The organism is Streptomyces sp. NPDC030820, from assembly GCF_055572075.1.
This window is the reverse complement of the sequence record NZ_JBVIEB010000019.1, coordinates 36101-59938: the sequence shown is the minus strand read 5'-3', so window position 1 is coordinate 59938 and position 23838 is coordinate 36101. Positions and strand designations below refer to the sequence as shown.

23 protein-coding genes are annotated in these 23838 nt (G+C 72.4%); 12 read left to right on the top strand and 11 right to left on the bottom strand.

Going from position 1 to position 23838, the window contains the following annotated elements:
• Positions 1-256 precede the first annotated feature (256 nt).
• Positions 257-2656 (top strand): SpoIIE family protein phosphatase, encoded by a 2400-nt coding sequence (locus tag ACZ418_RS37370; protein ID WP_468371866.1) that lies wholly within the window; start codon positions 257-259, stop codon positions 2654-2656.
• Positions 2657-2778: 122 nt separating this feature from the next.
• On the opposite strand, the gene ACZ418_RS37365 is transcribed toward ACZ418_RS37370, so the two are convergent.
• A complete protein-coding gene (locus ACZ418_RS37365) occupies positions 2779-3327 on the bottom strand; it encodes an RNA polymerase sigma factor (RefSeq protein ID WP_468371863.1) in 549 nt (182 codons plus the stop codon).
• 47 nt (positions 3328-3374) lie between these two features.
• Here ACZ418_RS37365 and ACZ418_RS37360 point away from each other — a divergent pair, with 47 nt between their 5' ends.
• From ACZ418_RS37360 to ACZ418_RS37350, 3 genes are all read left to right on the top strand, one after another.
• Positions 3375-4766, top strand: coding sequence for a serine/threonine-protein kinase (locus ACZ418_RS37360; protein ID WP_468371861.1), 1392 nt, complete (start codon positions 3375-3377; stop codon positions 4764-4766).
• Positions 4767-4919: 153 nt separating this feature from the next.
• On the top strand, positions 4920-5612 hold the full coding sequence (locus tag ACZ418_RS37355) for a DUF4232 domain-containing protein (RefSeq protein ID WP_468371859.1): 693 nt from the start codon (positions 4920-4922) through the stop codon (positions 5610-5612).
• Positions 5613-5809: 197 nt separating this feature from the next.
• Entirely contained in the window at positions 5810-7048 is a 1239-nt protein-coding gene (locus ACZ418_RS37350; RefSeq protein WP_468371857.1) for a polysaccharide deacetylase family protein, read from the top strand.
• A gap of 81 nt (positions 7049-7129) precedes the next feature.
• Here ACZ418_RS37350 and ACZ418_RS37345 read toward each other — a convergent pair whose 3' ends face one another.
• Complete coding sequence (locus tag ACZ418_RS37345; RefSeq protein WP_468371855.1) at positions 7130-9052, bottom strand: RICIN domain-containing protein; 1923 nt, start codon at positions 9050-9052, stop codon at positions 7130-7132.
• Positions 9053-9338: 286 nt separating this feature from the next.
• Positions 9339-10238: a helix-turn-helix domain-containing protein gene (locus ACZ418_RS37340; protein WP_468371853.1), complete on the bottom strand. Its 900-nt coding sequence runs from the start codon at positions 10236-10238 to the stop codon at positions 9339-9341.
• A gap of 74 nt (positions 10239-10312) precedes the next feature.
• Between ACZ418_RS37340 and ACZ418_RS37335 the strand changes: the two genes are divergently transcribed.
• Positions 10313-11122: a phytanoyl-CoA dioxygenase family protein gene (locus ACZ418_RS37335; protein ID WP_468371850.1), complete on the top strand. Its 810-nt coding sequence runs from the start codon at positions 10313-10315 to the stop codon at positions 11120-11122.
• Positions 11123-11134: 12 nt separating this feature from the next.
• Here the strand turns inward: ACZ418_RS37335 and ACZ418_RS37330 are convergent, their stop codons facing one another.
• Positions 11135-12103, bottom strand: coding sequence for an aldo/keto reductase (locus ACZ418_RS37330; protein ID WP_468371848.1), 969 nt, complete (start codon positions 12101-12103; stop codon positions 11135-11137).
• Between the two features lie 193 nt (positions 12104-12296).
• Here ACZ418_RS37330 and ACZ418_RS37325 point away from each other — a divergent pair, with 193 nt between their 5' ends.
• Both ACZ418_RS37325 and ACZ418_RS37320 read left to right on the top strand, forming a co-directional pair.
• Entirely contained in the window at positions 12297-13121 is an 825-nt protein-coding gene (locus tag ACZ418_RS37325; RefSeq protein WP_468371845.1) for an endo alpha-1,4 polygalactosaminidase, read from the top strand.
• A 186-nt stretch (positions 13122-13307) separates the two neighbouring features.
• The gene (locus ACZ418_RS37320; RefSeq protein WP_468371842.1) at positions 13308-14171 is read left to right on the top strand and encodes a hypothetical protein; all 864 of its coding nucleotides are present in this window, start codon (positions 13308-13310) and stop codon (positions 14169-14171) included.
• Here the strand turns inward: ACZ418_RS37320 and ACZ418_RS37315 are convergent.
• Complete coding sequence (locus ACZ418_RS37315; RefSeq protein ID WP_468371839.1) at positions 14168-14692, bottom strand: flavoprotein; 525 nt, start codon at positions 14690-14692, stop codon at positions 14168-14170. The genes ACZ418_RS37320 and ACZ418_RS37315 overlap by 4 nt on opposite strands.
• Positions 14693-14730: 38 nt before the next feature.
• Complete coding sequence (locus tag ACZ418_RS37310; RefSeq protein WP_468371837.1) at positions 14731-15189, bottom strand: nuclear transport factor 2 family protein; 459 nt, start codon at positions 15187-15189, stop codon at positions 14731-14733.
• A 128-nt stretch (positions 15190-15317) separates the two neighbouring features.
• Here ACZ418_RS37310 and ACZ418_RS37305 point away from each other — a divergent pair, with 128 nt between their 5' ends.
• Positions 15318-15896 (top strand): TetR/AcrR family transcriptional regulator, encoded by a 579-nt coding sequence (locus tag ACZ418_RS37305; RefSeq protein WP_468372026.1) that lies wholly within the window; start codon positions 15318-15320, stop codon positions 15894-15896.
• 66 nt (positions 15897-15962) lie between these two features.
• Here the strand turns inward: ACZ418_RS37305 and ACZ418_RS37300 are convergent, their stop codons facing one another.
• Together ACZ418_RS37300 and ACZ418_RS37295 are read right to left on the bottom strand one after the other, a co-directional pair.
• A complete protein-coding gene (locus ACZ418_RS37300) occupies positions 15963-16151 on the bottom strand; it encodes a ferredoxin (RefSeq protein WP_468371834.1) in 189 nt (62 codons plus the stop codon).
• Between the two features lie 12 nt (positions 16152-16163).
• Complete coding sequence (locus tag ACZ418_RS37295) at positions 16164-17393, bottom strand: cytochrome P450 (protein WP_468371832.1); 1230 nt, start codon at positions 17391-17393, stop codon at positions 16164-16166.
• Between the two features lie 566 nt (positions 17394-17959).
• On the opposite strand from ACZ418_RS37295, the gene ACZ418_RS37290 reads away from it, so the two are divergent.
• Complete coding sequence (locus ACZ418_RS37290) at positions 17960-18409, top strand: nitroreductase family deazaflavin-dependent oxidoreductase (protein WP_468371831.1); 450 nt, start codon at positions 17960-17962, stop codon at positions 18407-18409.
• An 89-nt stretch (positions 18410-18498) separates the two neighbouring features.
• Here the strand turns inward: ACZ418_RS37290 and ACZ418_RS37285 are convergent, their stop codons facing one another.
• Entirely contained in the window at positions 18499-19518 is a 1020-nt protein-coding gene (locus tag ACZ418_RS37285; protein ID WP_468371829.1) for a cation diffusion facilitator family transporter, read from the bottom strand.
• A gap of 93 nt (positions 19519-19611) precedes the next feature.
• Here ACZ418_RS37285 and ACZ418_RS37280 point away from each other — a divergent pair, with 93 nt between their 5' ends.
• Both ACZ418_RS37280 and ACZ418_RS37275 read left to right on the top strand, forming a co-directional pair.
• On the top strand, positions 19612-20634 hold the full coding sequence (locus tag ACZ418_RS37280; RefSeq protein WP_468371825.1) for a glutathione S-transferase family protein: 1023 nt from the start codon (positions 19612-19614) through the stop codon (positions 20632-20634).
• A gap of 28 nt (positions 20635-20662) precedes the next feature.
• Positions 20663-20968, top strand: coding sequence for a DUF4235 domain-containing protein (locus ACZ418_RS37275; protein ID WP_468371823.1), 306 nt, complete (start codon positions 20663-20665; stop codon positions 20966-20968).
• 12 nt (positions 20969-20980) lie between these two features.
• Here ACZ418_RS37275 and ACZ418_RS37270 read toward each other — a convergent pair whose 3' ends face one another.
• The gene (locus ACZ418_RS37270; RefSeq protein ID WP_468371820.1) at positions 20981-21445 is read right to left on the bottom strand and encodes a pyridoxamine 5'-phosphate oxidase family protein; all 465 of its coding nucleotides are present in this window, start codon (positions 21443-21445) and stop codon (positions 20981-20983) included.
• 44 nt (positions 21446-21489) lie between these two features.
• Positions 21490-22209, bottom strand: a complete 720-nt coding sequence (locus tag ACZ418_RS37265; protein WP_468371818.1) for a TetR/AcrR family transcriptional regulator — start codon at positions 22207-22209, stop codon at positions 21490-21492.
• A gap of 126 nt (positions 22210-22335) precedes the next feature.
• Between ACZ418_RS37265 and ACZ418_RS37260 the strand changes: the two genes are divergently transcribed.
• Positions 22336-23838: an APC family permease gene (locus ACZ418_RS37260; RefSeq protein ID WP_468371816.1), complete on the top strand. Its 1503-nt coding sequence runs from the start codon at positions 22336-22338 to the stop codon at positions 23836-23838.

The window sequence follows — 23838 nt, the reverse complement described above, 5'->3', positions numbered from 1 at the left end:
TCCCTCATCAGGGCCCAGAAGTACTCACAACTGATCGTGAACAAACAGATTCTGACGGGCCGCCACACGCGATCGTCAAGGGTCCGGAGCCCTGTGACCGCCCCCGTCGGCACATCGGCCGGATTTCCCCCTTGACCCTGTTCGACCGACCGGCCAAGTGGGCGGTGGTGGCGATTCACGGCAGTCCACGAAGCACTACGCTGGATACGAGAGGTGCCACCTGTTCACTGTGAGTGTGCGCTTGGGAGCGGCGAGGATGAGCCGGGGCTATCCGTTCGACGACGCGGCTACGGCCCGGGCTGTCATCGACACCGACGGACGGCTGGTCGAGTGGAACGAGGGCGCCAGGCGCCTGCTCGGCCACCCGGCGGACACCGTCCTGGGCCGCCCCGCCGCCCGGCTTCTGGCCGAGGACCACCTCCCCTCCCTGCCCCCGGGCCCCCGCTGGCAGGGAACGGTCGGATTGCGCCACCACGACGGCCGTACCGTCCCGGTCTGGCTGCTCGCCCACCGCCGGCCGGCGCACGACGGAGGCGGCGGCAGCTGGCTCGTCGTCACCCCGCTGACCGGCACGGCACCGCCCGCCGAGGACGACCCGCTCGCCGCGGCGGGCCTGATCCAGTCGCCGTGCGCCGTCGCCGTGTACGACGCGGAGCTGCGGCTGCGCCGGATGAACCACGCGATGGCCGACGTCATCGGTCTGCCGGAGGAACGCGTGCGGGGCTTGCGGATCTCGGAGATCGGCGGCCAGCCGCAGAGCGAGGACCTGGAGCGGGGCATGGTCCAGGTGCTGACCACCGGCAGCCCGCTGGATCTGCAGACCTGCGTGCGCACCGGCGGCGAGGACCGCGCCCACGCCTGGCTCGCCCGGATGGCCCCGGTCAGGGACGACCAGGGCCGGGTGCAGGGGGTGAGTCTGGCCGCGCTCGACGTCACCGACAACTACCGGGCCCGGCAGCGGCTGCAGCTGGTCAACGAGGCGAGCGTGCGCATCGGCAGCACGCTGGACGTCGCCCGCACCGCCCAGGAACTGGCGGAGGTCTGTGTGCCCACGCTCGCCGACTTCGTCACCATCGACCTGCTGGACCCTGAGGACTACGGCGGCGAGCCCCCGGCCCGCCTCACCGCGCCGGTCACCCTGCGCCGGGCCGCCCATCGGTCGGTCCTGGAGGGAGTGCCGGAGGCGGTGCTGAGGCCCGGGCAGGACGAGGAGTACCCGGCGGGCTCGCCCCAGGCGGACTCGCTGACCGCGGGCCGCACGATCCTCGGCTCGGTCGCGGCGGGCGAGTCGCAGCCGTGGCTGACCTGGAGCGCGGAGCGCGGCGAACGGGTGCGCAGATTCGGCGTCCACTGCTCGATGGCGGTGCCCATCCTGGCCCGCGGGCTCACCCTCGGTGTCGCGGTGTTCGCCCGCCACCGGCGGCCGGACCCGTTCACCGCGGACGACCGGCTGCTCGCCGAGGAGATCACCACAAGGGCCGCCGTCTGCATCGACAACGCCCGCCGCTACTCCCGCGAGCGGGAGACCGCGCTCGCGCTCCAGCGCAGCCTGCTGCCCCGCACGCTTCCGCGCACGGCCGCGCTGGAGGCCTCCTCACGCTATCTGCCGGCCGCGCAGGCCGGGGTGGGCGGCGACTGGTTCGATGTGATCCCGCTGTCCGGGATGCGCGTCGCGATGGTCGTCGGGGACGTCGTCGGGCACGGCGTCGAGGCCTCGGCAACCATGGGCCGGCTGCGGACCGCCGTGCGCACCCTCGCCGACATCGATCTCGCCCCGGACGAGCTGCTCACGCATCTGGACGACCTGGTGGTCAGGCTGTCGGAGGAGTCCGGCGTCGTCACCAGTCCCGGCGAGGCCGGCAGCCCCGGCGAGGTCGGTGCGACCTGTGTGTACGCCGTCTACGACCCGGTGTCCCGGCGCTGCACAGTGGCCCGCGCCGGGCATCCGCCGCCCGTGGTGCTGCCGCCGGGCGGCGTGCCCCAGGCGCTGGACGTACCCGCCGGTCCCCCGCTCGGCCTGGGCGGGCTGCCCTTCGAGGCCACCGAGGTGGAACTGCCCGAGGGCACCGTCCTCGCGCTGTACACGGACGGTCTGGTGTGGTCCCGGGAGCGGGATCCGGAGACGAACCGGGCGATGCTCTACGAGGCGCTCGGGACGTACGCGGACTCCCTTGACCGGACCTGCGACCGGATCCTGCACACCGTGCTGCCGCCGGGCGGCTCCCTGGACGACGTGGCACTGCTGCTCGCCCGCACCCAGGGCCTGCCGTCCACGCAGGTCGCGACCTGGGACATCCCGGCCGACCCGGCCCTGGTCGCGCCGATCCGCAAGCAGGCGGTGGAGCAGCTGGCCACCTGGGGGCTGAGCGAGGCCGCGTTCACGACGGAACTGGTGGTCAGCGAACTGGTCACCAACGCCATCCGGTACGGCTCACACCCCATCCGGCTCCGTCTGATCCACGACACGAGCAGGCTGATCTGCGAGGTGTCCGACACCAGCAACACCGCCCCGCACCTGCGCCGGGCCAAGATCTTCGACGAGGGCGGCCGCGGCCTGCTCCTGGTCGCCCAGCTCACCCAGCGCTGGGGCAGCCGGCACACCCCGGAGGGCAAGACGATCTGGGCGGAACTGCCGCTGTACGAGGTGGACCAGTAGTCGGTCGACGTCGAACCGCCCGGTGTGGTCCGTGGAGACCGTGCCGGAACTGGAGCCCGAGTAGCAGCGTGGCCCGGGCCGCATCCCGGCCATGCCCGGCGCCGGGTCCGGCGCAGCGCGGCTCAGCCGCCCGCGAGCCAGGGCCGTACCAGTTTGCGGGCCTCGTGCAGACGGGACTTCAGGGTGCCGAGGGGGATGCCGACGCGCTCGGCGACCTCCGCGTAGTCCAGCTGGCAGATGTCCCGGTAGACCAGCGGCGCCACCAGGTGCGGATGCGTCCGCTCCAGCCGCTCCAGCGCCTCCAGCAGATCCACCCGGGATCCGGCGATGACGCTGGTGGTGCGCGGGTCGACGGCGTGCGAGGGCTCGATGGCGGCCGGCTGCTCGGCGGCCCGCCGCTTCAGCTCGCGGTACTTCTGCCGGGAGCAGTTGGCGACCACGGTGTACAGCCAGGTGCTGAAGCGGCTGCGGCCCTCGAAACGGGAGATGTGCCGGGCCACCTGAAACAGCACGTCCTGCGCGGCCTCCTCGGCGTCCTCCCGGCACGGCAGGAAGCGCCCGCAGCGGCGCAGGACCTCCGGCCGGATCTCGGTGAGCAGCCGGTCCAGGGCCGCGCTGTCGCCGACGGCGGCCCGCCGCGCGAGGTCTTCCACCGGCGCCTGGTCCTGCACGTACGGGTCCCCCCTCGAGTCGATCTCAGGCCAGGCATGATAGTCGTATGCACTCCCTGGATCGGATCGGCCGCTACCGTCTCGAACGGCCGCTGGGCACCGGCGCCTTCGCCACGGTCTGGCTCGCCCACGACGACGAGCTCCAGGCCCAGGTCGCGCTGAAGGTCCTCGCCGAGAACTGGGCGCACCGGCTCGACATCAGGGATCGCTTCCTGTCCGAGGCCCGGCTGCTGCGCCGGGCCGGCTCCAGCCGCGTGGTGCAGGTCTACGACATCGGTGAACTCCCCGACGGAAGGCCGTACTTCGTGATGGAGTACGCCGCCGGTGGCACCCTCGCCGACCTGCTGGCGCACGGGCCGCTGCCGGTGGGGCACGCGCTCGCACTGACGGCCGAGGCCGCCCGCGCCGCCGCCGCGCTGCACGAGGCGGGGATCGTGCACCGGGACATCAAGCCGACCAACGTGCTGCTGCACACCGCCCCGGACGGCACCCGGCGGGTGCTGCTGGCCGATCTGGGGCTCGCCAAGAGCCTCGCGCAGGCCTCGGTGCTCACGCTGGCCGCGGGCTCGGCGGGCTATCAGCCGCCGGAGCAGGCCGAGCCCGGCGAGGGCATCGACGAGCGGGCCGACGTCTACAGCCTGGGCGCGGTCGGCTACGAGCTGGTCACCGGGAGCGTGCCGGGCCCGCCGGGCCGGGTCGTACCGCCCCGGCGGCTGCGGCCGGACCTGGGCGAGGACGTGGAGCGGGCGCTGCTGCGCGCGCTGGAGCCGGACCGGGCGCGCCGCTGGCCCGGCGCGCAGGCCTTCGCGAACGAGCTGGACCGGCTGGCGGCGGGACCGCCGGTGCTCCGGTCCGCCCGGCGACTGGACGGTGTGCGCGGCCGGCTGAACACGGTGACGCTGGCCGTGGCCGCGGTCCTCGCCGCGGTGGCGGCCGCGGCCACGGTGACCTTGGTGATCCACCACGGCGGCTCCTCGGACCAGGTGCGGGTGACGGACTCGACCGGGCGGGTGGCCGTCAAGGTACCGGCCGGCTTCGGCCGCGAGCTGCGCGCCTCCGGCTGGGACCCGGGCGCGCTGGGGCTCGCCAAGGGCCACGAACCGGGGCTGGTGATCGCCGACGACCTGAGCCGGTGGCCCGATCTGGGGGCGGCGGTGGACGGCGTGTTCGTCGGGGTGAGCGAGCACGGTGACGTCACCGCGCGGGTGAAGGCCCTCGCCCACTCCGGCTGCCGCTTCTCCGGCAGCCGCACCTTCACCGACGCCGACTGGCACGGTCTGGTGCGGGCCTGGAGCGGCTGCCGGGACGGCGGCTCGGTCACGGAGTCCGCCCTGGGCCCGGCGGACGGCGCGGCGCAGCCGCAGGTGTACGTGCAGGTGCGGGAGCGGGGCGACAAGGACGCGACCGAGGAGATACTCCGTTCGCTGAGCGTGACCTGACGGGTGCCTGCCGACGGTCATGACGGGGAAAAGAATCCTGCGTGTGCCGAACTTTTCCGGCGCTGCGCGCATCGGAGTGTGAGGACGGCGCACCCAGCGTCTTGAGGCATGCGTTCCGGCGCGTGCCGTGACCCTCCAGGAGTGTTGAGCGACATGGTGTACACCCCCCGGTCCGCGCGGCACGGGGCCCTGCTCGTGGGCACGGTCGCCGTGCTGGGCCTGCTGACCGCCTGTGGCAACGGCAAGGACGTCCACAGCAACCCGCCGATCACGGCCTCCGGTACGGCTGCGCCGGCGACGGGCACCACGAAGAGCCCGGCCTCCGCCACGTCCAGCCCGGCCGGCACCCGCACCGGCGCCGCGACGTCCGGCCCCTCGAAGGCGGCCCCCTCCGCGAGTGGCGGCGGTACGACCCCGGCCTCGACGGGCACCCGCTGCCACACCTCCGAGCTGAGCGCCTCGGTCGGCCGCAACGACCCGGGCGCCGGTCAGGAGAACTTCCCGGTCGTCCTCACCAACAGGTCCGGCCGGACCTGCACCGTGCGCGGCTATCCGGGCGCGGCGTTCGTGAGCGGCTCCGGCAGCCAGCTCGGCCCGGATCCCAAGCGTGAGTCGGGCTCCCCGACGACCGTCACCCTGAAGCCCGGGCAGAGCGCCTGGGCCGGGCTGACCTTCTCCAACCCCGGCATCAGCGGCGCCGAGACGGCCACCCCGGCCGCGCTGCTGGTGACGCCGCCGGACGAGCGGGACTCGCTGAAGGTCGCGTGGACGGGTGGAGCGGTGCCCGTCTCCGGGAACTCCTCCACCGTCTTCCTGTCGGTGTTCAGCCCCGGCACGGCTCCCTGACCGGCCCGGACACCCCCGAGAACCCCGCTGCCCCACTCCTCGGGCAGCGGGGTTCATCATGCCCACGCCACAACTGTCACAGGACGGCAACAGGCGCCGAAGGCCGCGATCTTTCCCCCGGCTCCCGTCATCGAACCCGTCGACCAACACCGGCGAGCAGGCCCCGCACGGGCCGTGACAAGGAAATCGGGGACAAGATGAGCGGTATCTCACGCAGGCGGGTGCTGACGGCGGGCGCGGCCGCGGGCGCCCTGGGCACGCTGGCCGCGTGCTCCCACGGCACCGGCCTCCGGGTCGACGGCCCGGCGGACGGCAAGGGCCCCGCCCAGGCCCGTCCGGTGAAGCCGATCGGCGACGGCTCCACGGCCGACACCGGGGCCCAGCCGCACCAGCCGAAGCCCGAGCGGCTGAAGCCGAGCCAGAAGCCCCCGCAGTTCGTGGTGTTCTCCTGGGACGGCGCGGGCGAGCTGAGCAACCAGCTGTTCTCCCGGTTCCGCAAGGTCGCCGCCGACCACGGCGCCAAGATGACGTTCTTCCTCAGTGGCATCTACACGCTGCCCGAGTCCAAGAAGCACCTGTACCGTCCGCCGCAGCACCCGGTCGGCGCCTCCGCCATCGGCTACCTCGCCGACCGGCACATCCACGCCACCCTCCAGCAGGTCCGCGCGGCCTGGCTGGAGGGCCACGAGATCGGCACCCACTTCAACGGGCACTTCTGCGGCGCGACCGGCGTGCGCAACTGGTCCCCCGCCGAGTGGCGCAGCGAGATAGACCAGGCGGTCGACTTCGTGACCAAGTGGAAGACCAACACCGGCTTCACCGACCTGGAGCCGCTCCCCTTCGACTACCGCAAGGAGCTGATCGGCGGCCGTACCCCGTGCCTGGAGGGCCAGTCCAACCTGCTGCCCACGGCGGCCGCGCTGGGCTGGAAGTACGACGCCAGCTCCCCCGGCGGGCTCCAGATCTGGCCGGGCAAGGTGCAGGGCGGGAAGATCTGGGACTTCCCGCTGCAGTCCATACCGTTCCCCGGGCACAACTTCCAGGTGCTGTCGATGGACTACAACATGATGTTCAACCAGTCCGGCGGCAATCCGAACGGCGACCGCGCGCAGTACGACGCCTGGCGCACCCAGGCCCGCGACGCCTATGTCGCCGGTTTCCAGCGGGCGTACACGACCAACCGTGCCCCCTTCTTCATCGGCAACCACTTCGAACGCTGGAACGGCGGCATCTACATGGACGCCGTCGAGGAGGCCATCGGGAAGATGGCCGCGTACGGCGACGACGTGCGCTTCGTGTCGTTCAAGCAGCTCGTGGCCTGGCTGGAGGCGCAGGACCCGGCGGTGCTGCGCAAGCTGCGCACACTGGTGCCGGGGCAGGCCCCGGCGGGCGGCTGGGAGGAGTTCCTGGGCGCGGCGGGCAGCCGCAGTTCGTAACCGCCCGCGGTTGCAGGGCGCGGATCAGCTGCGCCCCGGGGCTGGGCACGATCCCGCCGCCACCGCCGCACCGCCCCTGGGTCAGCGGCGGTGGCGCCCGCCGCCGTAGCCCCCGCCGTCCCCGTATCCCCCGCTGCCCCAGCCGCAGTAGTACGGGTACGCGGAGCAGGGGTCGAGCGTGGCGGACGGTGTGGGTGGCGGACTCGGCTTCGTGGCCGTGGGGGCCGGGGCCGCGGTGCTCCTTCTCGGTGCGGGCGCGGGCGCCGGGGCCGTCGGACGTGGGGTGGCGGCCGGCGACGGGGTGGTGTGACTGTCCCAGTCGACGTTCTGCATCTGCAGCTCGGGCTCGGCGGTGTCGACGGACCACCGCTGGTCGGCGCCGGGGACACGGTTCTTGAGGACGAGAGCGCCGGAGCCGTCGGTGGCGGCCGGGGTGAGGGCCAGGTCCTGGTTCCAGCGCGGTATCAGGGCGCCCTGGAGGGTGAAGTCGTAGCGGATGTTCCGGGCGGCCTTGCCGGTGGCCGAGCAGGGGGCGAGGCGGACCGAGTAACCGAGGTGGGAGTCCAGGCACAGGCCGGGCGCGGAGGAGTTGCGCAGCAGTCCGTCGGTCTCGTAGGTCCACTGCTGGCTCGGGATCGCTGAGCAGGGGGCGAGTTCGGTCTCGGCGTCCTCGACGGCCTTCTTGCCGACGACGCCGACGCACAGTCCTGAGGCGAGGTTGTGCAGCCGGCCGTGCAGGGTGCCGTCGCCGGCCGTGTGTGAACCGGCCCGGGACGCACCGGGATTCGCGGCGTCCTTGCCCGGCGCCGGGGAGGACGCGTCCTTGCCGTCCGGGGCCGCTCCGTCACCCGACCCGAGCACCGACCACAGCACCAGGGGCAGTACGACCAGCCCGCTGACGGTGACGGCGGCGAGGGCGAGATTCCGCCGCCGGGCACGTTGAGCACGGGCGGCACGATGAGCCGACCGGCGGGAGGGGACGGTGTCTCCGGGGGCGCCCGGGTCGCCGGCGGCGGAGCGTCGGCGGGAGCGGGCGGAGGCGCCGGCGCCGAAGTCGGCCGAAGCACCCCGACGCGCGGACTCACCGGAACCGCCCCGACCCACGGACTCGGCGGAACCAGCCCGATACGGCGGCTCGGTGGGCAGGAAGGGCTCGCCGGACGAGGGCACGACGGTCTCGGGCTGCGGGGCCGGTGCGGCCGGCTCCTCGGCCTGGCTCGCGCGGGAGTTCAGGTAGGCGTGGGCGCCCCAGCCGAGGACTGCTTCGGCGAGGGCGAGGCCGAGTCCCGTGTTGAACGCGACGAGTTGGTCGGCGGTGCGGCTGCAGTGGCCGCACCGGCCCAGGTGCTCGCGCAGATCGGGGTCGATGTCGACGCCGCCGCGCCGGAAGGTCACGTCGAGCATGCGCAGATAGCGCCGGCACTCGTTCTCGGGGGCGAGTTCGCGGTGGACCTGGAGACACTCCTCGCGCAGCCGTTCCCGGGCCCGGCGGAGCTCGGCGCGGGTGTCCTCCTCGTCCAGGCCGAGCAGCGCCGCCGGCACGGCGAGCGGTTCGGCCTCGACCTCGGTGTGCCACAGCACGGCACGGGAGGCCTGGGGCACCCGCTGGAACGCACGGGACAGCAGCCGCCGGCCGGGCGGCGGCAGCAGCCGTGCGGCAGCACGCTCACCGGTGGCGCCGGACCGCAGCGCCGGGTGGAGGAGTTCCTGGCGGCCGTCGGTGTCCCACTCGGCCGCGATCCGCCGCACGGCGACCAGCACATGGGGCCGCCAGGCGGCGGTCGGGCCGGACTGCCGCAGCGATTCCCCGAACAGCCGGGTGAAGGCGGCGGTGGTGAGCATGCCGGCGGCACGCGCCCCGTCCGTGCACAACCGCGCGTAGGCGAAAGCCGCTTCCCAGTGCCGGTCGAGGAGTTCACCGACGGGATGGAGCGCGGGCGTCCCTCCCGTCCACTTCTTCAGCTCGGCACTCAGTTGCTCGTCCGACCGGCCTGCCTCATTCACGACTGCATTCCTCCAGACGTGATACGGAAATTAGTCCATACCAAGCAGTATGGGAAGGCGGTGGGGCTGCTCGAACGTCCACCTGAGGAGGCTCTTTTGAAGCGTGGGGGGTGTACGGAGAGCGGCCTGGCGCATACAGCGGGAAATGCGATGAGCCTGCGCACCGACAGCGCACACACTTTTGCACAGCCGCGCAGGTGCGAACAAGGGATCTCTCGATTATCGACAATGACCGTTGACAGTCTCGTTATTGACGCAGATTCAAGGTAATCCCTTTCTTCGCCTATTACCGCCGTTCGCCCGCCCGGTAGGCGCCGGGCGGCACTCCGTAGCGTTCCCGGAAAACCCGGCTGAAATGGAAGGGACTGCTGAATCCGGAGGCCGCCGCCACCCGTTCCACCGTGAGGTCGGTGGCCTCCAGCAGCCGGGCCGCGTGCCGCAGCCGGGCCTCGCGCAGCGCCCGCATCGGGGACCGCCCGGTGCGGAGGGTGAACAGGTGGGCGAAACGGGACGGGGACAGCGCGACGCCCTCGGCGAGCGAGCGGACGGTGTGCGGGGCACCGGGGTCGGCCGCGATCAGCTCCTCGGCGCGGCGCACCCGGGCGTCGGTGTCCGCTGCGAGCAGCGGCGTCCGGGCACCGCCGGCGGCGAGCAGGACGACCTCCTCCAGCGCGCACAGGGCCAGTTCCCGCGCCAGGCTGCCGTGCGCCACGGCCACCGGGTCCGGCTCGCGCGCGGTGCCCTCGGCCGGTCCGCGGGCATCGGCGAGCATCCGGCCGAACGCAGCCTCGATCCGGCCGTGCAGGGCGCCGGGCACGGACGTCACGGCGTACAGGCCGTCGGCAACGGCGTACGGGGCGAGCCAGGTCGTCCAGGACGGACGGGCCTGGCAGTGCGTCCACCAGAACCGCCAGCTCCCGGCACCGGGCGCGACGGCGTAGTGGTGGCCGGTGCCAGGAGCGAGTACCACGAGATCCCCGGCGCCGGCGCGGGCCCGGGCGGCGCCCTGGCGGAGCAGACCGCAGCCGCCGAGGGTAAAGGTGAACAGCCAGCTCTCCGAGCCCCGAGGCCGGTTGACGCCGTAGCCCGGCCGCTGCTCGTAGCGGCCGGTCACCACGAGTCCGGGCGGCGGGGACGGGTCGGCGGCGGCAGCCGTCACGGGCAGGTCCTCAGCACGCACGGGCATCCTCCCGTCGGACGCGTCGGCCTAGCGTGACAGGTGAGTGACCAGCGGACCATTGGACTCACAGGAGCGGGCCCATGACAGCCACGGACAACGGCGCCATCCTGCCTCAGGCGCTGCGGCAGCGGTTCGAGGAGGACGGGTTCACCGTCGTACGGGGGCTGTTCGGGCGGGACGAGACCGAGCGGCTGTGCGCCGCGTTCACCGCGCTGCACGCGGCCGGTCCGGTGCCGGGCCGCTTCGAGCCGCGCCCGGCGGACCCCGACCCGCTGCGCCGGTGCCCCCGGGTGATGCAGCCGCACGAATTCCTAGCGCCGGCACGGCGGTTCCTGGTGGACGCCCGGCTGCGGGTCGTGCTGGAGGTGCTGTTCGGCGAGGAGGTGCTGGCCGCGCAGAGCATGTTCTACTTCAAGCCGCCGGGTGCGCGCGGGCAGGCGCTGCACCAGGACAACTTCTATCTGCGGGTCGAGCCGGGGACGTGTGTGGCGGCCTGGGTGGCCTGCGAGCCGATCGGCCGGGAGAACGGCGGCCTCGAAGTCGTTCCGGGCACCCACCGGATGGACCTGTTCTGCCCCGAACTCGCCGACGAGCAGGTGTCGTTCGCCCGCGAGTACGTCCCGCCGCCGCCCGGTCTCGTCCCGGTTCCTGTCGATCTGGCTCCGGGTGACGTGCTGTTCTTCAACGGCAGCCTGGTGCACGGCTCCGGGCCCAATCGCACGGCCGACCGGTTCCGGCGCTCGTTCATCGGGCATTACGTGGGCCGCTCGACGGAACGGATCGGGGCGTACTACCGGACACTCACGATGTCCGGCGAGCGGGTGCCGTTGCCGGCGAGCGAGGGTGCGGGTCCGTGTGGCACGGAGTTCACACCACACGGACCTCACTGAGCCGCCAGAACCTCAGTGGCCGCTGATCGCACGCGGCGTGTAGGGCTGCTCCAGCTCCTCGATCTCCTTCTCGGTCAGCTCCAGTTCCACGGCGGCCACCGCGTCCTCGATGTGGTGCGGCTTGGCGGCGCCGACGATCGGGGCCGCCACCGTGTCCTGGTGCAGAAGCCAGGCGAGGGCCACCTGGGCGCGGGGCACGCCGCGGTCGTTCGCGATCCGGGTGACGGCCTCGACGATCGAGCGGTCGCTCTCCAGGTACAGGCGGCCGCCGAAGTTGTCGTTCGCGCTGCGCTCGGTGACCGTGCCCCAGTCGCGGGTGAGCCGGCCCCGGGCGAGCGGGCTCCATGGCAGCACGCCGACGCCCTGGTCGGCGCAGAGGGGCAGCATCTCCCGCTCCTCCTCGCGGTAGAGCAGGTTGTAGTGGTTCTGCATGGACACGAACTTCGTCCAGCCGTGCCGTTCCGCCGTGTACTGCAGCTTGGAGAACTCCCAGGCGTACATCGAACTCGCCCCGATGTAACGGACCTTGCCCGACTTGACCACGTCGTGCAGCGCCTCCATCGTCTCCTCGACGGGGGTCGCGTGGTCGTAGCGATGGATCTGGTAGAGGTCGACGTAGTCGGTGCCGAGCCGGCGCAGGCTGTGGTCGATCTCCGTCATGATGTTCTTGCGGGACAGTCCGGCGCCGTTGGGGCCCGGCCGCATCCGGCCGTGCACCTTGGTGGCCAGCACGATCTCGTCGCGGTTCGCGAAGTCGCGCAGGGCCTTGCCGACGATCTCCTCGCTGGTGCCGTCGGAGTAGACGTTCGCGGTGTCGAAGAAGTTGACGCCCGCCTCCAGCGCCTGCCGGATCAACGGGCGGGACGCCTCCTCGTCGAGGGTCCACTCGTGGACGCCGCGGTCGGGCAGGCCGTAGGTCATGCAGCCCAGACAGATCCGCGAGACGTCCAGGCCCGTCGAACCGAGCTTCACGTACTGCATCGTTGCTGCTCCTGCCTTCGGGACGATGGTCACCCACGAGCCTACGGCGTGACCCGGCACCGGCTTGACGACCGAAGCGCGCGGGCGATTTGATCCTGCCACGCGCCGCGCCGCCCGGCGTGGGCAGGATGGAGCGGACTTGCCCCCCAAGGGTGTTCTCCGCGCCGCGGGCTCCCGAAGGACCGCAGGCGCCTTGGCAGCGGCCCTGATCGTCACCCTGCCGGCGCTGGCCGGCTGCGGTTCCGGCGGTCCCGGCGCCTCGGGCGGCTCCGGCGGCAAGGAACGGCGCAGCTCGCCGAAGCCCGCCGCGGTACGGCTGCCGCCGCGCCACGGCGGGTTCGACTACCAGATCGGCGGCGCCTATCCCCCGCCGAAGGGCGTACGGATCGTCAGCCGCGACCGCTCCGACTCCCCCGCGCCCGGCCTGTACAACGTCTGCTACGTCAACGCGTTCCAGGCCCAGCCCGAAGAGCGCTCCTCCTGGCCGGCCGACCTGCTGCTGCGCGATGCGCGCGGCAAGGCCGTCATCGACGAGGACTGGAACGAGGTCCTGCTCGACCTCCGCACCCCGGCCAAGCGGGAGCGGGTGGCAGGTCGGGTGAACCAGTGGATCGACGGCTGCGCGAAGAAGGGCTTCGACGCGGTCGAGCCGGACAACTACGACAGCTACACCCGCTCCCACCGCCTGCTCACCGCGGCCGACGCGACCGCCTTCATGATCCTGCTGTCCCGGCACGCGCACGCCCGGCACCTGGCCGTCGCGCAGAAGAACACCGCCGAGCTGGCCGGTGTGCGGGAGCGGGCCGGGCTGGACTTCGCGGTCACGGAGGAGTGCGGGCAGTACGACGAGTGCGGGGTGTTCGCGAAGGCGTTCGACGACCGGGTGGTGGACATCGAGTACACCGACGCCGGTCTGCGGGCGGCCGTCGCCCACTGGGGTGACCGGCTGAGCATCGTGCGGCGGGACCGGGACGTGTCCACTCCGGGGAGCAAGGGGTACGTGCGCGAGACAGGGTGAGGCCCGTCCGGGGTGCCGCGTTGTCGTCCCCGGTTCGAGCAACCAGGGAGCCGCAGACGGAGGATTCCGTTGCTGCCCCCAGGTGACCCGTCCGGCGTGGGAGCGGAACGATCGTCGTACTGTCGGCTCATCCTCGGCGCAGACGACCGGCATCCGGCCGGTCTCGGCCGCTCCGGAGGAATCGCGGTGCCGACTCGTCCCACCAATTTGAGAATCCTGGCCGGAGCCGCGCTGCTGCCGCTGGCCCTGGTCACCCCCGCCTGCGCACAGTCCCGGTCCGCCGCCGCGCCCGCGCCCGCGCCCGAGGCCCCGGCGACCCTGTGCTCGGCGGCCGGCACGCTGCGCGGCGCGCACGGTGAGCAGGCCGAGGTCAGCCTGTGCGCGGACACCGGCGCCCCGAGGTTCAACATCACGGCCTCCGCCAGCTGCCGGATCGCCGGCGTCCGGGTCCGCTACGCCTGCCGCACCGAGGGCACCTGGAAGGCCACCCGGTCCGGCAAGACCCTCGGCACCGGAATGCTGCCCGGCTCGGGCCTGTACCCGGGTCCGGGCACCTATGACATCAGCGCCACCGTGCGCGTGCGGTCGGCGCCCGCGGGGGTGGATCTGAAGGGCACGGTGCAGACCACCATGTCATTGACCGCGCCCAAGGCGAAGACGACGCACTCCGTCACCGTCGACAAGACCGTGCTGCGCCGCAACGCCACGACCACCGTGACGTACACGATCCACCGGGACGCCGACGAGGGCGACGGCAATGCGCGGCTGGGGATGATCGGCCAGGAGGGCACCGGTCTGCGGATCAGCACGGCCGACAAGCGCTGCGTCAATCCGCTGGTGGGGCGGTATCCGTCGAAGACCCGGCTGGCACACTCCCTGGACTGCACGGTGACCGAGCTGCAGCCCGGCCACCCGGAGACGCTGCAGGTCCGCTTCACGGTCGGGGACAAGTGCTCCACGGTGGTGTCGAAACTCGGCTACTGGGTGCCGAAGGGGCAGGACATGTTCACCGGGAACATGCTGGCGGGGCCGACGCTGACCTGCCGCTAGAGCAGATCCAGCGCCCGTTCCCAGGCGAGGTCAGGCCGGCTGCCGTCCGGCCGGACCTCGCCGGTGTACGGCTCGCCGAAGCGGACACCCATCCCGCGCAGCCGTGCCAGGCTGTCCCGGTAGGCGGGATGGGCGGCCAGTGCGTCGGCGACACAGGGCAGCACGGCGATCGGTATGCCCAGGCCCGCGGCCTCGCACAGGGTGCCGAGCGCGAGGGTGTCGGCGATGCCGGCCGCCCACTTGTTGACGGTGTTGAAGGTGGCGGGTGCCACCACGACGGCGTCCGGCGGCGGGAAGGGCCGGGGGTCGGCCGGCGTGCGCCAGGCCGATCTGACGGGCCGGCCCGTCTGGGCCTCCACGGCCGCGCTGTCGAAGAAGCCGCCCATGGCGACCGGTGTGGCGATGACGCCGACCTCCCAGTCCCGTTCCTGGGCGGCGCTGATCAGCTTGCTGACGCCGGCGGCGATCCCGGCCGCGCAGACGACGACGTAGAGGAAGGGCTTCTCGGCCTGTTCGGTCATCCGGGAACCCTACTGAACGAGCGCGCTGGACAAGGGCGCTACCGAAGCGGGAAGGACCGCCCCCGCTCGGTCTCGGGGCGCGGGCCGTGGATGCGGCGCTCCTTCTCCTCGATCGGTACGTCGTTGATGCTGGCCTCCCGCCGGGTCATCAGGCCGTGCTCGTCGAACTCCCACAGTTCGTTGCCGTAGGAGCGCCACCACTGGCCGTCGGCGTCCCGGCACTCGTACTGGAAGCGGACGGCGATGCGGTTGCCGTCGAAGGCCCACAGGTCCTTGCGCAGCGCGTAGTCGAGCTCGCGCTGCCACTTGGCGGTGAGGAACGCGACGATCCCGGCGCGGCCGGTGACGAAGGTGTCGCGGTTGCGCCAGACCGAGTCCTCGGAGTAGGCGAGCGCCACCTTGTGCGGGTCGCGGGTGTTCCAGGCGTCCTCAGCGGCCTGGACCTTCTGCGCGGCGGTCTCGCGGGTGAACGGCGGCAGCGGCGGACGGTCGGCCATGGTCTCCTCCTGGGCTCGGCAACACGGAGAACGAGCGTTCTCCAGGTGGCTGCTACGGTAGGAGAACGGTCGTTCTCCAGTCAAGGAGGGCGTGAGGTCAAGGGCATCGAGGAGTCATGGTGTCGCCGATGGACAGCGCGGCCGCCCGGGACAGGGCGCTCGACGCCGCCGAGGAACTGTTCTACGCCCGGGGTGTGCAGTCCGTGGGCATGGACGAACTGCGTGGCGCGTCGGGCCTCTCGCTCAAGCGTCTCTATCAGCTGTTCCCCACCAAGGAGCAGCTCGTCGCGGCGTATCTGGCACGGCGGGACGAGCGCTGGCGCGGACGCCTCGCCGAGCACGTGGCACGCCAGCGGGACCCGCGGGAGCGGATCCCGGCCGTGTTCGACTGGCTGGAGGGGTGGTTCGGCGAGGGCGGCTTCCGCGGCTGCGCCTGGATCAACGCCTACGGCGAGCTGGGCGCCACCTCCGCGCTGGTCGCCGAGCAGGTGCGGGCCCACAAGGAGGCGTTCCGGGACTACCTGGCCTCGCTCGTGGCGGACGCCGGACTGCCCGCCGCGCTCACCGGACCCCTCTTCCTGCTTGCCGAGGGAGCGATGGTGACGGCCGGCATCACCGGGACCACCGGGCCGGCGGCCGAGGCCCGCGCGGCGGCGCGGGCCCTGGTGGCGGCGGCCGGCCCGGACGGGCTCGGCCGGCCCTCCTAGGCCCTGTCGTCGAACTCCCTCCCCCAGCCTTCGGCCGGGCGGACGGCGGGACTTTGACGACTGAGCCTAGGACAGCCTGATCGCGCTCACCGGGCAGGCGCGGGCCGCCTCCCGGACCATCGGGTCGCCCGCGCCGTCCTCACGCCCCGGCACCAGGGTGCTGTAGCCGTCGTCGTCCTGGGTGAAGACGCCCGGTGCCGTCAGCGCGCACTGACCGGCGCCGATACAGAGGTCCTTGTCGATCTCGATGTGCATGTGCAGAGCCTCTTACCAGGTCACGGGGAGTTCCAGCATCCCCTGGATCGTGTCGCCGCCCTTGAAGGGGATCTCCGCGGCCGGAACGGCGAGCCGCAGCCCCGGCAGCCGGGCCAGCAGGCTGCGCAGGGCGATCTCCAGCTCCACGCGGGCCAGGTTCTGGCCCAGGCACTGGTGGATCCCGAAGCCGAACGCCACGTGGTGGCGGGTGGGGCGGTGGAAGTCGAGTGCGTCGGGGTCGTCGTAGAGGGTCGGATCCCGGTTGATCACCGAGGTGGAGAAGAGCACGCCCTCGCCGGCCCGGATGGTGGTGCCGGCGATCTCGATGTCCTCCAGCGCCACCCTCTGCAGCCCGTCCGCGATGGACAGCATCCGCATCAGCTCCTCCACGGCGGCGGGCAGCAGCGCCGGGTCCGCGCGCAACTCCGCCAGCCGGTCGGGGTGCCGGAGCAGGGTGAAGGTGCCGAGGGAGATCATGTTGGCGGTCGTCTCATGGCCGGCGACCAGCAGGATGACGGCCAGCGACACGAGTTCGGCGCGGTCCACGGTGCCGTCGCGCAGCTGGTGGTGGACCAGGTCGTCGAGTATGCCGTCGCCGGGCTCCACCTGCTTCGCCTTGGCATCGATGAGCCCGCCGAGGTACTCCTCCAGGCGTGTGCGGGCCTGCACGGAGTCGGCCGCCCGCGGGCCGCGCAGCAGCCTGCGGGACTGCTCCTCGAAGAACTCGTGGTCGGCGTACGGCACTCCCAGCAACCCGCAGATCACCATCGACGGCACGGGCAGTGCGAAGGCGGGGACCAGATCGGCGGGAGGTCCCTGCGCGATCATCCCATCCAGCAGACCGTCCACGGTCTGCTGGATCCACGGCCGCAGCTCGGTCGCGCGTTTGACGGTGAAGGACGGGATCATCATCCGCCGCTGGCGCTGGTGCTCGGGATCGTCCATCCCGAGCAGGGCCACCCGGCGGTCCCGGATGCCCGCGAAGCGCTCTGTGGGGATGGGGAAGCCGGGACGGCGGCGGTCGCTGGACAGGCGGGGGTCGGCGAGCAGGGCGCGGGCGGTGGCGTGGGCGGTGACCGCCCAGACCTCGCGGCCGTCGAACAGGGTGACGCGGGACAGGGCTCGCCCGTCGCGCAGCGGCTCGTATCCGGTGGGCGGGTGGTAGGGGCAGGTGCGGTCCTGCGGGAAGGCGACGGGGTCGGCCGGGTTCGCCGGGCCGGTCGGGTCCGTCAGTTCCGTCATGGAAGACCTCGCAGACGAAGTAGTGCGTCGTGCCGATCTTCATTAGATGCCCTGGGCATCTATGGGTCGACTGCAAGTTCGGCCAGTTCGGCGATGTGGGTGATCTGGCCGAAGAACGGGGGTCACGGGGACGCAAACCGGCCGGAGCCCGTCCACTTTTCACGGTAGCCGACGGCTCTCGCCGGAGGGCGCGAAGGCGCGCGCGACGGCCGGGCGGCTCTCGTCCACGTGACGCCCGTACGACGAGGCCGTCCCGGGCGGTCAGGCGCAGGTCGAACCGGGCGGCACAGGCACGGCCGGCCGATCGGTGCGGCCGTGCCCGTGCCGGATGACGCCCGAGCCCGAGCGCGTCCTCGCCCGTCGGCCAGATCCGCCGGACTCGGGTGTCCGCCGGACGGGCGGTCGGGACGCACGTCACTGCGCCGTGGACGCTGCCCTGCTGCGCAATTGCCCGGAGCTCATCACCCGGTCGGCGCAAGTGGTCCGCGGTACGGATGATTCGCGGGGCCGCCGGTGTTGAATGCCGGTGGCAGAGAGCTGCTGGACCGACGAAGGGGACGGATCCCATGCCTCTTGAGGGCGAGTACGAACCCAGCCCGACGCAGTGGGTGCGTGAGCAGGTCGAGCTGTACGAGAGCTCCGGCGGGACGAAGGGCACGACGCTGCTGGACACCGGGCTGCCGGTCGTCCTGTTGACCAGCCGGGGCGCGAAGAGCGGAAAGATCCGCAAGACGCCGTTGATGCGGGTGGAGCACGAGGGCACGTACGCGGTGGTCGCCTCGCAGGGCGGCGCGCCCAAGCACCCGGTGTGGTACTTCAACATCACCTCCGATCCGCGTGTCGAGCTGCAGGACGGGCCGGTCAGGCGGGACATGAGGGCCCGTGAGGTCACCGGCGAGGAAAAGGCCCGGTGGTGGGAGCGGGCCGTCGCCGCGTACCCGCCGTACGCCGACTACCAGAAGAAGACGGCGCGGGAGATCCCGGTCTTCGTGCTGGAACCCCTCGACAAGGGCTGACGAGAGCTGATTCGCGCCGGGGACCGGTGGGATTCGGAAAACTCTGTGCCGGGGAGGTGTGAACCCGTCGCGGGGCGGGCACTCGTGCGTCAGGCCCCGCCGCGTTCCCCCGTCGCGGCGGGGCTCTCTCGTGCCTCGCCGGCCGGCCGGTCGGTCACGTCGAGGAAGATCTGGCCGGCTTCGGGGAACGTCCGGGCCAGCGACCGCTTGATGCGTACGGCGACCTCCTCCACCCGCTCGCTGTCCAGACCCGGCACCAGGTCGATGCGCGCGGCCACCAGGGTGGAGTCCAGGCCCGTCTTCATCGTGAACAGCGCCTCGACGCTGTCGATCTCCGGCTGGGCCCGCAGCAGCGAGCGGATCCTGCCGCTCAGCTCCGGGTCGGCGGCCTCCCCGATGAGCCGGTCGCGGGCGTCACGCCCGAGCCGGTAGGCGACGTACACCAGCAGGACGCCGATCGCCAGCGAGGCGGACGCCTCCCAGGCGACCTGCCCGGTCACCATGTGCAGGCCCATCCCGGCGAGGGCGAGCGTCACGCCCAGCACCGCCGTGCCGTCCTCGGCGACCACCGTACGCAGCGCCGGGTCGGCCGGAGAGCCGAGGCCCTCGCCCTGCCGGCGCACCTGGTGCAGGGCCCGCAGCAGTGAGACGCCCTCGGCGACGAGGGCCACGCCCAGCACGATCAGGCCCGCCACATAGCCGCTGAACTTCTCCTGTGTGCCCTGACGCAGGGCCTCGAAGCCCTGGAAGAAGGAGAAACAGCCGCCCATGACGAAGATGCCGACCGCGGCGAGGAGGGACCAGAAGAAGCGTTCCTTGCCGTAGCCGAAGGGGTGCTGTGCGTCCGCGGGGCGGCGGCTGCGGCGCAGCGCGGCCAGCAGGAACACCTCGTTGAAGCTGTCGGCGACGGAGTGCGCGGCCTCGGACAGCAGCGCGGGCGAGCCGGCGAGGACACCGCCGACGGCCTTGGCGACGGCGATCACCAGGTTGGCGGCGAGCGCCACCAGGACGGTGACCTTGGTCTGCCGGTCGGTCTTCGAGCCCGTGCCGGGCGCGCGGTCCTCGGCCGTGCGTGCGGCCCGCTCCCCCTCGCAAGATGTCCCGCTCACCTAACGCCGACTGCCCCCGAGCGGGCGGATCACACCGTGCGGGCGGCGGAAAACGGGGAACGCGTTGCCCGAGGGGCCCGGCGAGGAGGAGACATGGAAGGCGACGGCGACGGCAACCGCGCCTACGGACACAAGACGTTCACCCGGTCCAGGAGCCACTTCACGGACCGGATCACCGCCGACGGCCGGGACGGCTGGCCGGTCGAGGCGGGCCGTTACCGGCTGGTGGTCTCGCGCGCCTGTCCGTGGGCGAGCCGGGCGGTGATCGCGCGCCGGCTGCTGGGCCTGGAGGACGCGCTGTCGATGGCGGTCGCCGATCCCGTCCAGGACGACCGCAGCTGGCGGTTCACCCTGGATCCGGACGGCCGGGACCCGGTGCTCGGCATCCGGTTCCTGAGCGAGGCCTACGACCGGCGCGAGACCGGTTACCCGGGCGGGGTCAGCGTGCCCGCGGTCGTGGACGTCCCCAGCGGACGACTGGTCACCAACGACTACCAGCGGCTCACCCTGGACCTGGCCACGGAGTGGACGGCCCTGCACCGGGCCGGCGCGCCCGACCTGTACCCGGCCGGCCGGCGCGAGGAGATCGACCAGGTGATGGCCGCGGTGTACGAGGACGTGAACAACGGCGTGTACCGGGCCGGGTTCGCCACGCATCAGAAGGAGTACGAGGAGGCGTGCGCGGGCGTCTTCCGGCGGCTGGAACTGCTCGCCGAGCGGCTGGCCGGACAGCGGTATCTGGTCGGCGACACCCTCACGGAAGCGGACATCCGGCTGTTCACGACGCTGGTCCGGTTCGACGCCGTCTACCACGGCCACTTCAAGTGCAACCGCTGGAAGCTGATGGAGAGCCCGGTGCTGTGGGCGTACGCCCGGGATCTGTTCCAGACGCCCGGGTTCGGCGACACGGTCGACTTCGACCACATCAAGCGGCACTACTACCAGGTGCACACCGGCATCAATCCGACCGGCATCGTGCCGCTCGGTCCCGATCTCGGCGGCTGGCTGACTCCGCACCACCGCCAGGAGCTGGGCGGACGGCCGTTCGGGGACGGTACGCCCCCGGGCCCGGTACCGCCCGGCGAACGGGTGGCCCCCGGGGGACGGCCCGCATGAGGGCCGTCCGACGAGGAAGAAGTGACACATGGCCAAGACAAAGAAGAAAAAGCTTCCCCTCGTGTACCAGCCGATCGGTTTCATGCTCAGCTGGGCGGGCGGCGCGCTGGCCGGTGTCGCCTTCCGGAAGGCGTGGACGGCGCTCCGGCACGAGGAGGACGCGCCGGACGCGTTGGACGAGGACCGGGGGTGGGGGGAGATCCTGCTGGCGTCGGCGGTGCAGGGGGCGATCTTCGCCGTGGTGCGCAGTGCGGTGAATCGTACGGGCGCGAAGGCGATCGCCCGGTCCACAGGAGTTTGGCCTGTGGCCTCCAAGGAGGGGGGACGGAGCTGAGCACCGCGCCCCCTACGGGGCGCTGAGCCACTGCCCGTCGCGCATCAACTCCCTGCCCTTCAGCTCGTTCTCCTCGCGCCACGCCTGCACACGCTGCGGGACGACCCTGAAGTAGAGATAGCGGGTGGCGAGTTGGCGGGGGTCGAAGCCGGTCTTGCCGGCGAAGACCTCGGCGTCCTCCTCGGGGAGGTCCTCCGGGGTCCACGACTGGACGGTGCCCTCGATCATGACGACGTCCCGCGTCGGGCCGAGGCCGAGGCGGACGCGGCCGGTCGCGACGAGGTTGCGGCCGGTGGGGCTCTCGGCCGGGGTGGCGATCAGCACGGTGGCGCCGTCCCAGACGAAGGACAGCGGCACGAGATAGGGGGCGGCGCCGTCGGGGCCGGCGGTGGCGACCCACACGTCGACGTCGTTCTCCAGCCGGTGGAGGGTGTCCTTCTTGCGCTCTGCGGCGGTGCGGGCGGGCGGTGGGGTCATGACGTACGGCCTCCTCGGGATCCGGATCCCGTCCAGTGTGGCCGTCAGCCCCGGCTCCCCGCACGAATGTGATCGAGGCGTGTCCGCGCGGCCGTCAGCAGCAGTTCGAGGGCGGCCGGGTAGGAGCTGGAGCGCATGGTGGCGACGAGATGGGCGGCGGTGGCCGCGATGTGCGGGTGGGTGTCGGCGGGCAACCGGCCGTAGGTGCTGCGCCACACGTCCGCCTCGGCCTCACGCGCGGCCTTCGGCAGGGCGGTGCCCGCGGAGTCCAGGGCGCCGAAGGCGAGGGCCTGGTCGACGAACGCGTGGTAGATCCGCACCGCCTCCGGGTCCGGGAAACCCGCCCGGCGCAGTACGCCGAGGATGCTCTCCACGGCCTGGATCTCCTGGGCGCGCCCGGTGACGCGGTGGGCGCTGAGCATCGCCGCCCGGGGGTGTGCGAGCGCCCCGGCGTGCATGCGCAGGCCCAGATCGCGCAGGTCGGCCGCCCAGTCGCCGGTCGGCCGCCAGGTCCGCAGGGTACGCCCGATCAGCTCGTCGGCGATGGCCAGCATCAGGTCGTCGGTGTGCCGGAAGTACCGGTAGAGGGAGCTGGGGTCGGCGCCGAGGGCCCGGCCGAGGCGGCGCACGGAGAGCGCGTCGGCGCCGTGCTCCTCGATCAGCCGGAGGGCGGTCTCCACGATCAGCTTTTCGGAGAGCACCACGCCCTGTTTGGTGGGGCGGCGGCGCTGCCGGGCGGCGGCCGGGACGACACGGTCGGTCATGGGGCCTCCCTGGGGTGTGTGCCCGGCACCTTATGACAACACCGTTGACCTGTTAAGTGCCCCGGCAGTTTCATTTCCGGTCACCGGGGCCGTCCGGGGCCCCGCGGTGCGAGCGGAGAACCGGCCATGAGCGACAGACCCTTCGGAGTGGATCCCCCCGCGCGGCCCGAGCTGCGCAGGTCCCTGAGCGTGGTGGACGGTGTCGCCGTCGCCGCCTCCAGTACGGCCGCCACGACCAGCATCGGTATCGGGCTCGGGGTGATCGCGGGGGTGGTCGGCCCGCATCTGCCGGCCATCATGCTGCTGGCGTTCCTGCCCGTCCTCGGTATCGCCGGGGCCTACTCGCGGCTGAACCGGGTGGAGCCCAACGCGGGCAACGGCTATGTGTGGGTGGGCCGTTCGCTCAGTCCCTGGCTCGGTTTCATGGTGGGCTGGGTGAACGTCGTGGCGAGCGTGGCGTTCCTCGCCTATACGACGGCGGTGACCGGTTCGGCGCTGCTGCAGCTCGCCGGTGAGGCCGGGCTGCACCGGATCGGATCCCTCGGTCTGGATCCGGGCTCGACCGCGCAGACGACGGCGGTGGGGATCGTCGTCCTGGTCGCCGTCACCCTGACCGCCGTGACCGGTGTCCGCACGGCGGCCCGGCTGCAGACCGGGCTGCTGGTCTTCGAGTATCTGGTCCTGCTGGGCTTCTGCGGCTACGGCGTCGTCACCGGGCCGCACTCCTTCAGCCTCTCCTGGTTCGACCCGTTCGCGATCCCCTCGGCGACCGTGCTGGCGCAGGGCCTGCTGCTCTCGGTGTTCTGCTACTGGGGGTTCGAGGCGGCCTTCACCGTCAACGAGGAGGTACGGGACCCCGGGGACGCCTCCCGGGCCGGGATCATCACCCTGGTGACGATGCTCGGGCTGTTCCTGCTGGGTTCGGTCGCCTTCCAACGGGTGCTCTCGCAGAGCGAGTTGGCCGGTCATGGCGCGCAGGGGCTCGCTTACTACGGGGACCGGCTGGCCGACCAGCCGCTGGCCGCGCTGCCGCTCGTCGCCCTGATGTTCTCGGCGGTGGCCTCGCTGCAGGCGGGGGTCATCCCGACGGCGCGCGGGATGTTCGCGATGAGCCGGGACCGGACCCTCGGTCCGGTGTGGTCCAAGGTCAGTGTCCGGTACGGGACTCCGGCGGCCGGGACACTGCTGATCGGGGCGCTGGCCGTCGCGGTGGCCGCGGGCGCGCTGGTGATCCCGCGGCTCGCCGACATGATCGACGCGATCGTGAACGCCGTCGGTATCGTCGTCGCCCTGTCCTACGCGCTCACCGCGCTCGCGGCCGCCGTACGCTTCCGCTCTTTGCTGCGGGAGGACAGGCGGCAGGGCGTGCGGGCGGTGCTGCTGCCCGCACTCAGCGCGCTGGCCCTGCTGGGCCTCGGCGGCTATCTCGGCTGGTCCTTCTACAGCTCCGCCGACCATCTCGAACTGCGCGCGGACAACGGCTGGTTCCTGCTGCTGATGCCGGTCGCGATGATCGTGTCCGGGTTCGCGGCGGCCGCCTGGGCCAAGTGGGTGCGCAGATCGCCGTACTTCCGCACCGGGGCGGGCACCGACGCCGACGCGCCCGAGCTGCTCACCACCTCCAACTGA

What these genes read in the sequence shown, in the direction of transcription:
- ACZ418_RS37370 (WP_468371866.1), top strand. Translation starts at nt 257, where the DNA reads ATGAGCCGGGGCTATCCGTTCGACGACGCGGCTACGGCCCGGGCTGTC.
- ACZ418_RS37360 (WP_468371861.1), top strand. Translation starts at nt 3,375, where the DNA reads ATGCACTCCCTGGATCGGATCGGCCGCTACCGTCTCGAACGGCCGCTG.
- ACZ418_RS37355 (WP_468371859.1), top strand. Translation starts at nt 4,920, where the DNA reads ATGGTGTACACCCCCCGGTCCGCGCGGCACGGGGCCCTGCTCGTGGGC.
- ACZ418_RS37350 (WP_468371857.1), top strand. Translation starts at nt 5,810, where the DNA reads ATGAGCGGTATCTCACGCAGGCGGGTGCTGACGGCGGGCGCGGCCGCG.
- ACZ418_RS37340 (WP_468371853.1), bottom strand. Translation starts at nt 10,238, where the DNA reads ATGCCCGTGCGTGCTGAGGACCTGCCCGTGACGGCTGCCGCCGCCGAC.
- ACZ418_RS37335 (WP_468371850.1), top strand. Translation starts at nt 10,313, where the DNA reads ATGACAGCCACGGACAACGGCGCCATCCTGCCTCAGGCGCTGCGGCAG.
- ACZ418_RS37330 (WP_468371848.1), bottom strand. Translation starts at nt 12,103, where the DNA reads ATGCAGTACGTGAAGCTCGGTTCGACGGGCCTGGACGTCTCGCGGATC.
- ACZ418_RS37315 (WP_468371839.1), bottom strand. Translation starts at nt 14,692, where the DNA reads ATGACCGAACAGGCCGAGAAGCCCTTCCTCTACGTCGTCGTCTGCGCG.
- ACZ418_RS37310 (WP_468371837.1), bottom strand. Translation starts at nt 15,189, where the DNA reads ATGGCCGACCGTCCGCCGCTGCCGCCGTTCACCCGCGAGACCGCCGCG.
- ACZ418_RS37305 (WP_468372026.1), top strand. Translation starts at nt 15,318, where the DNA reads ATGGACAGCGCGGCCGCCCGGGACAGGGCGCTCGACGCCGCCGAGGAA.
- ACZ418_RS37300 (WP_468371834.1), bottom strand. Translation starts at nt 16,151, where the DNA reads ATGCACATCGAGATCGACAAGGACCTCTGTATCGGCGCCGGTCAGTGC.
- ACZ418_RS37295 (WP_468371832.1), bottom strand. Translation starts at nt 17,393, where the DNA reads ATGACGGAACTGACGGACCCGACCGGCCCGGCGAACCCGGCCGACCCC.
- ACZ418_RS37290 (WP_468371831.1), top strand. Translation starts at nt 17,960, where the DNA reads ATGCCTCTTGAGGGCGAGTACGAACCCAGCCCGACGCAGTGGGTGCGT.
- ACZ418_RS37280 (WP_468371825.1), top strand. Translation starts at nt 19,612, where the DNA reads ATGGAAGGCGACGGCGACGGCAACCGCGCCTACGGACACAAGACGTTC.
- ACZ418_RS37275 (WP_468371823.1), top strand. Translation starts at nt 20,663, where the DNA reads ATGGCCAAGACAAAGAAGAAAAAGCTTCCCCTCGTGTACCAGCCGATC.
- ACZ418_RS37270 (WP_468371820.1), bottom strand. Translation starts at nt 21,445, where the DNA reads ATGACCCCACCGCCCGCCCGCACCGCCGCAGAGCGCAAGAAGGACACC.
- ACZ418_RS37265 (WP_468371818.1), bottom strand. Translation starts at nt 22,209, where the DNA reads ATGACCGACCGTGTCGTCCCGGCCGCCGCCCGGCAGCGCCGCCGCCCC.
- ACZ418_RS37260 (WP_468371816.1), top strand. Translation starts at nt 22,336, where the DNA reads ATGAGCGACAGACCCTTCGGAGTGGATCCCCCCGCGCGGCCCGAGCTG.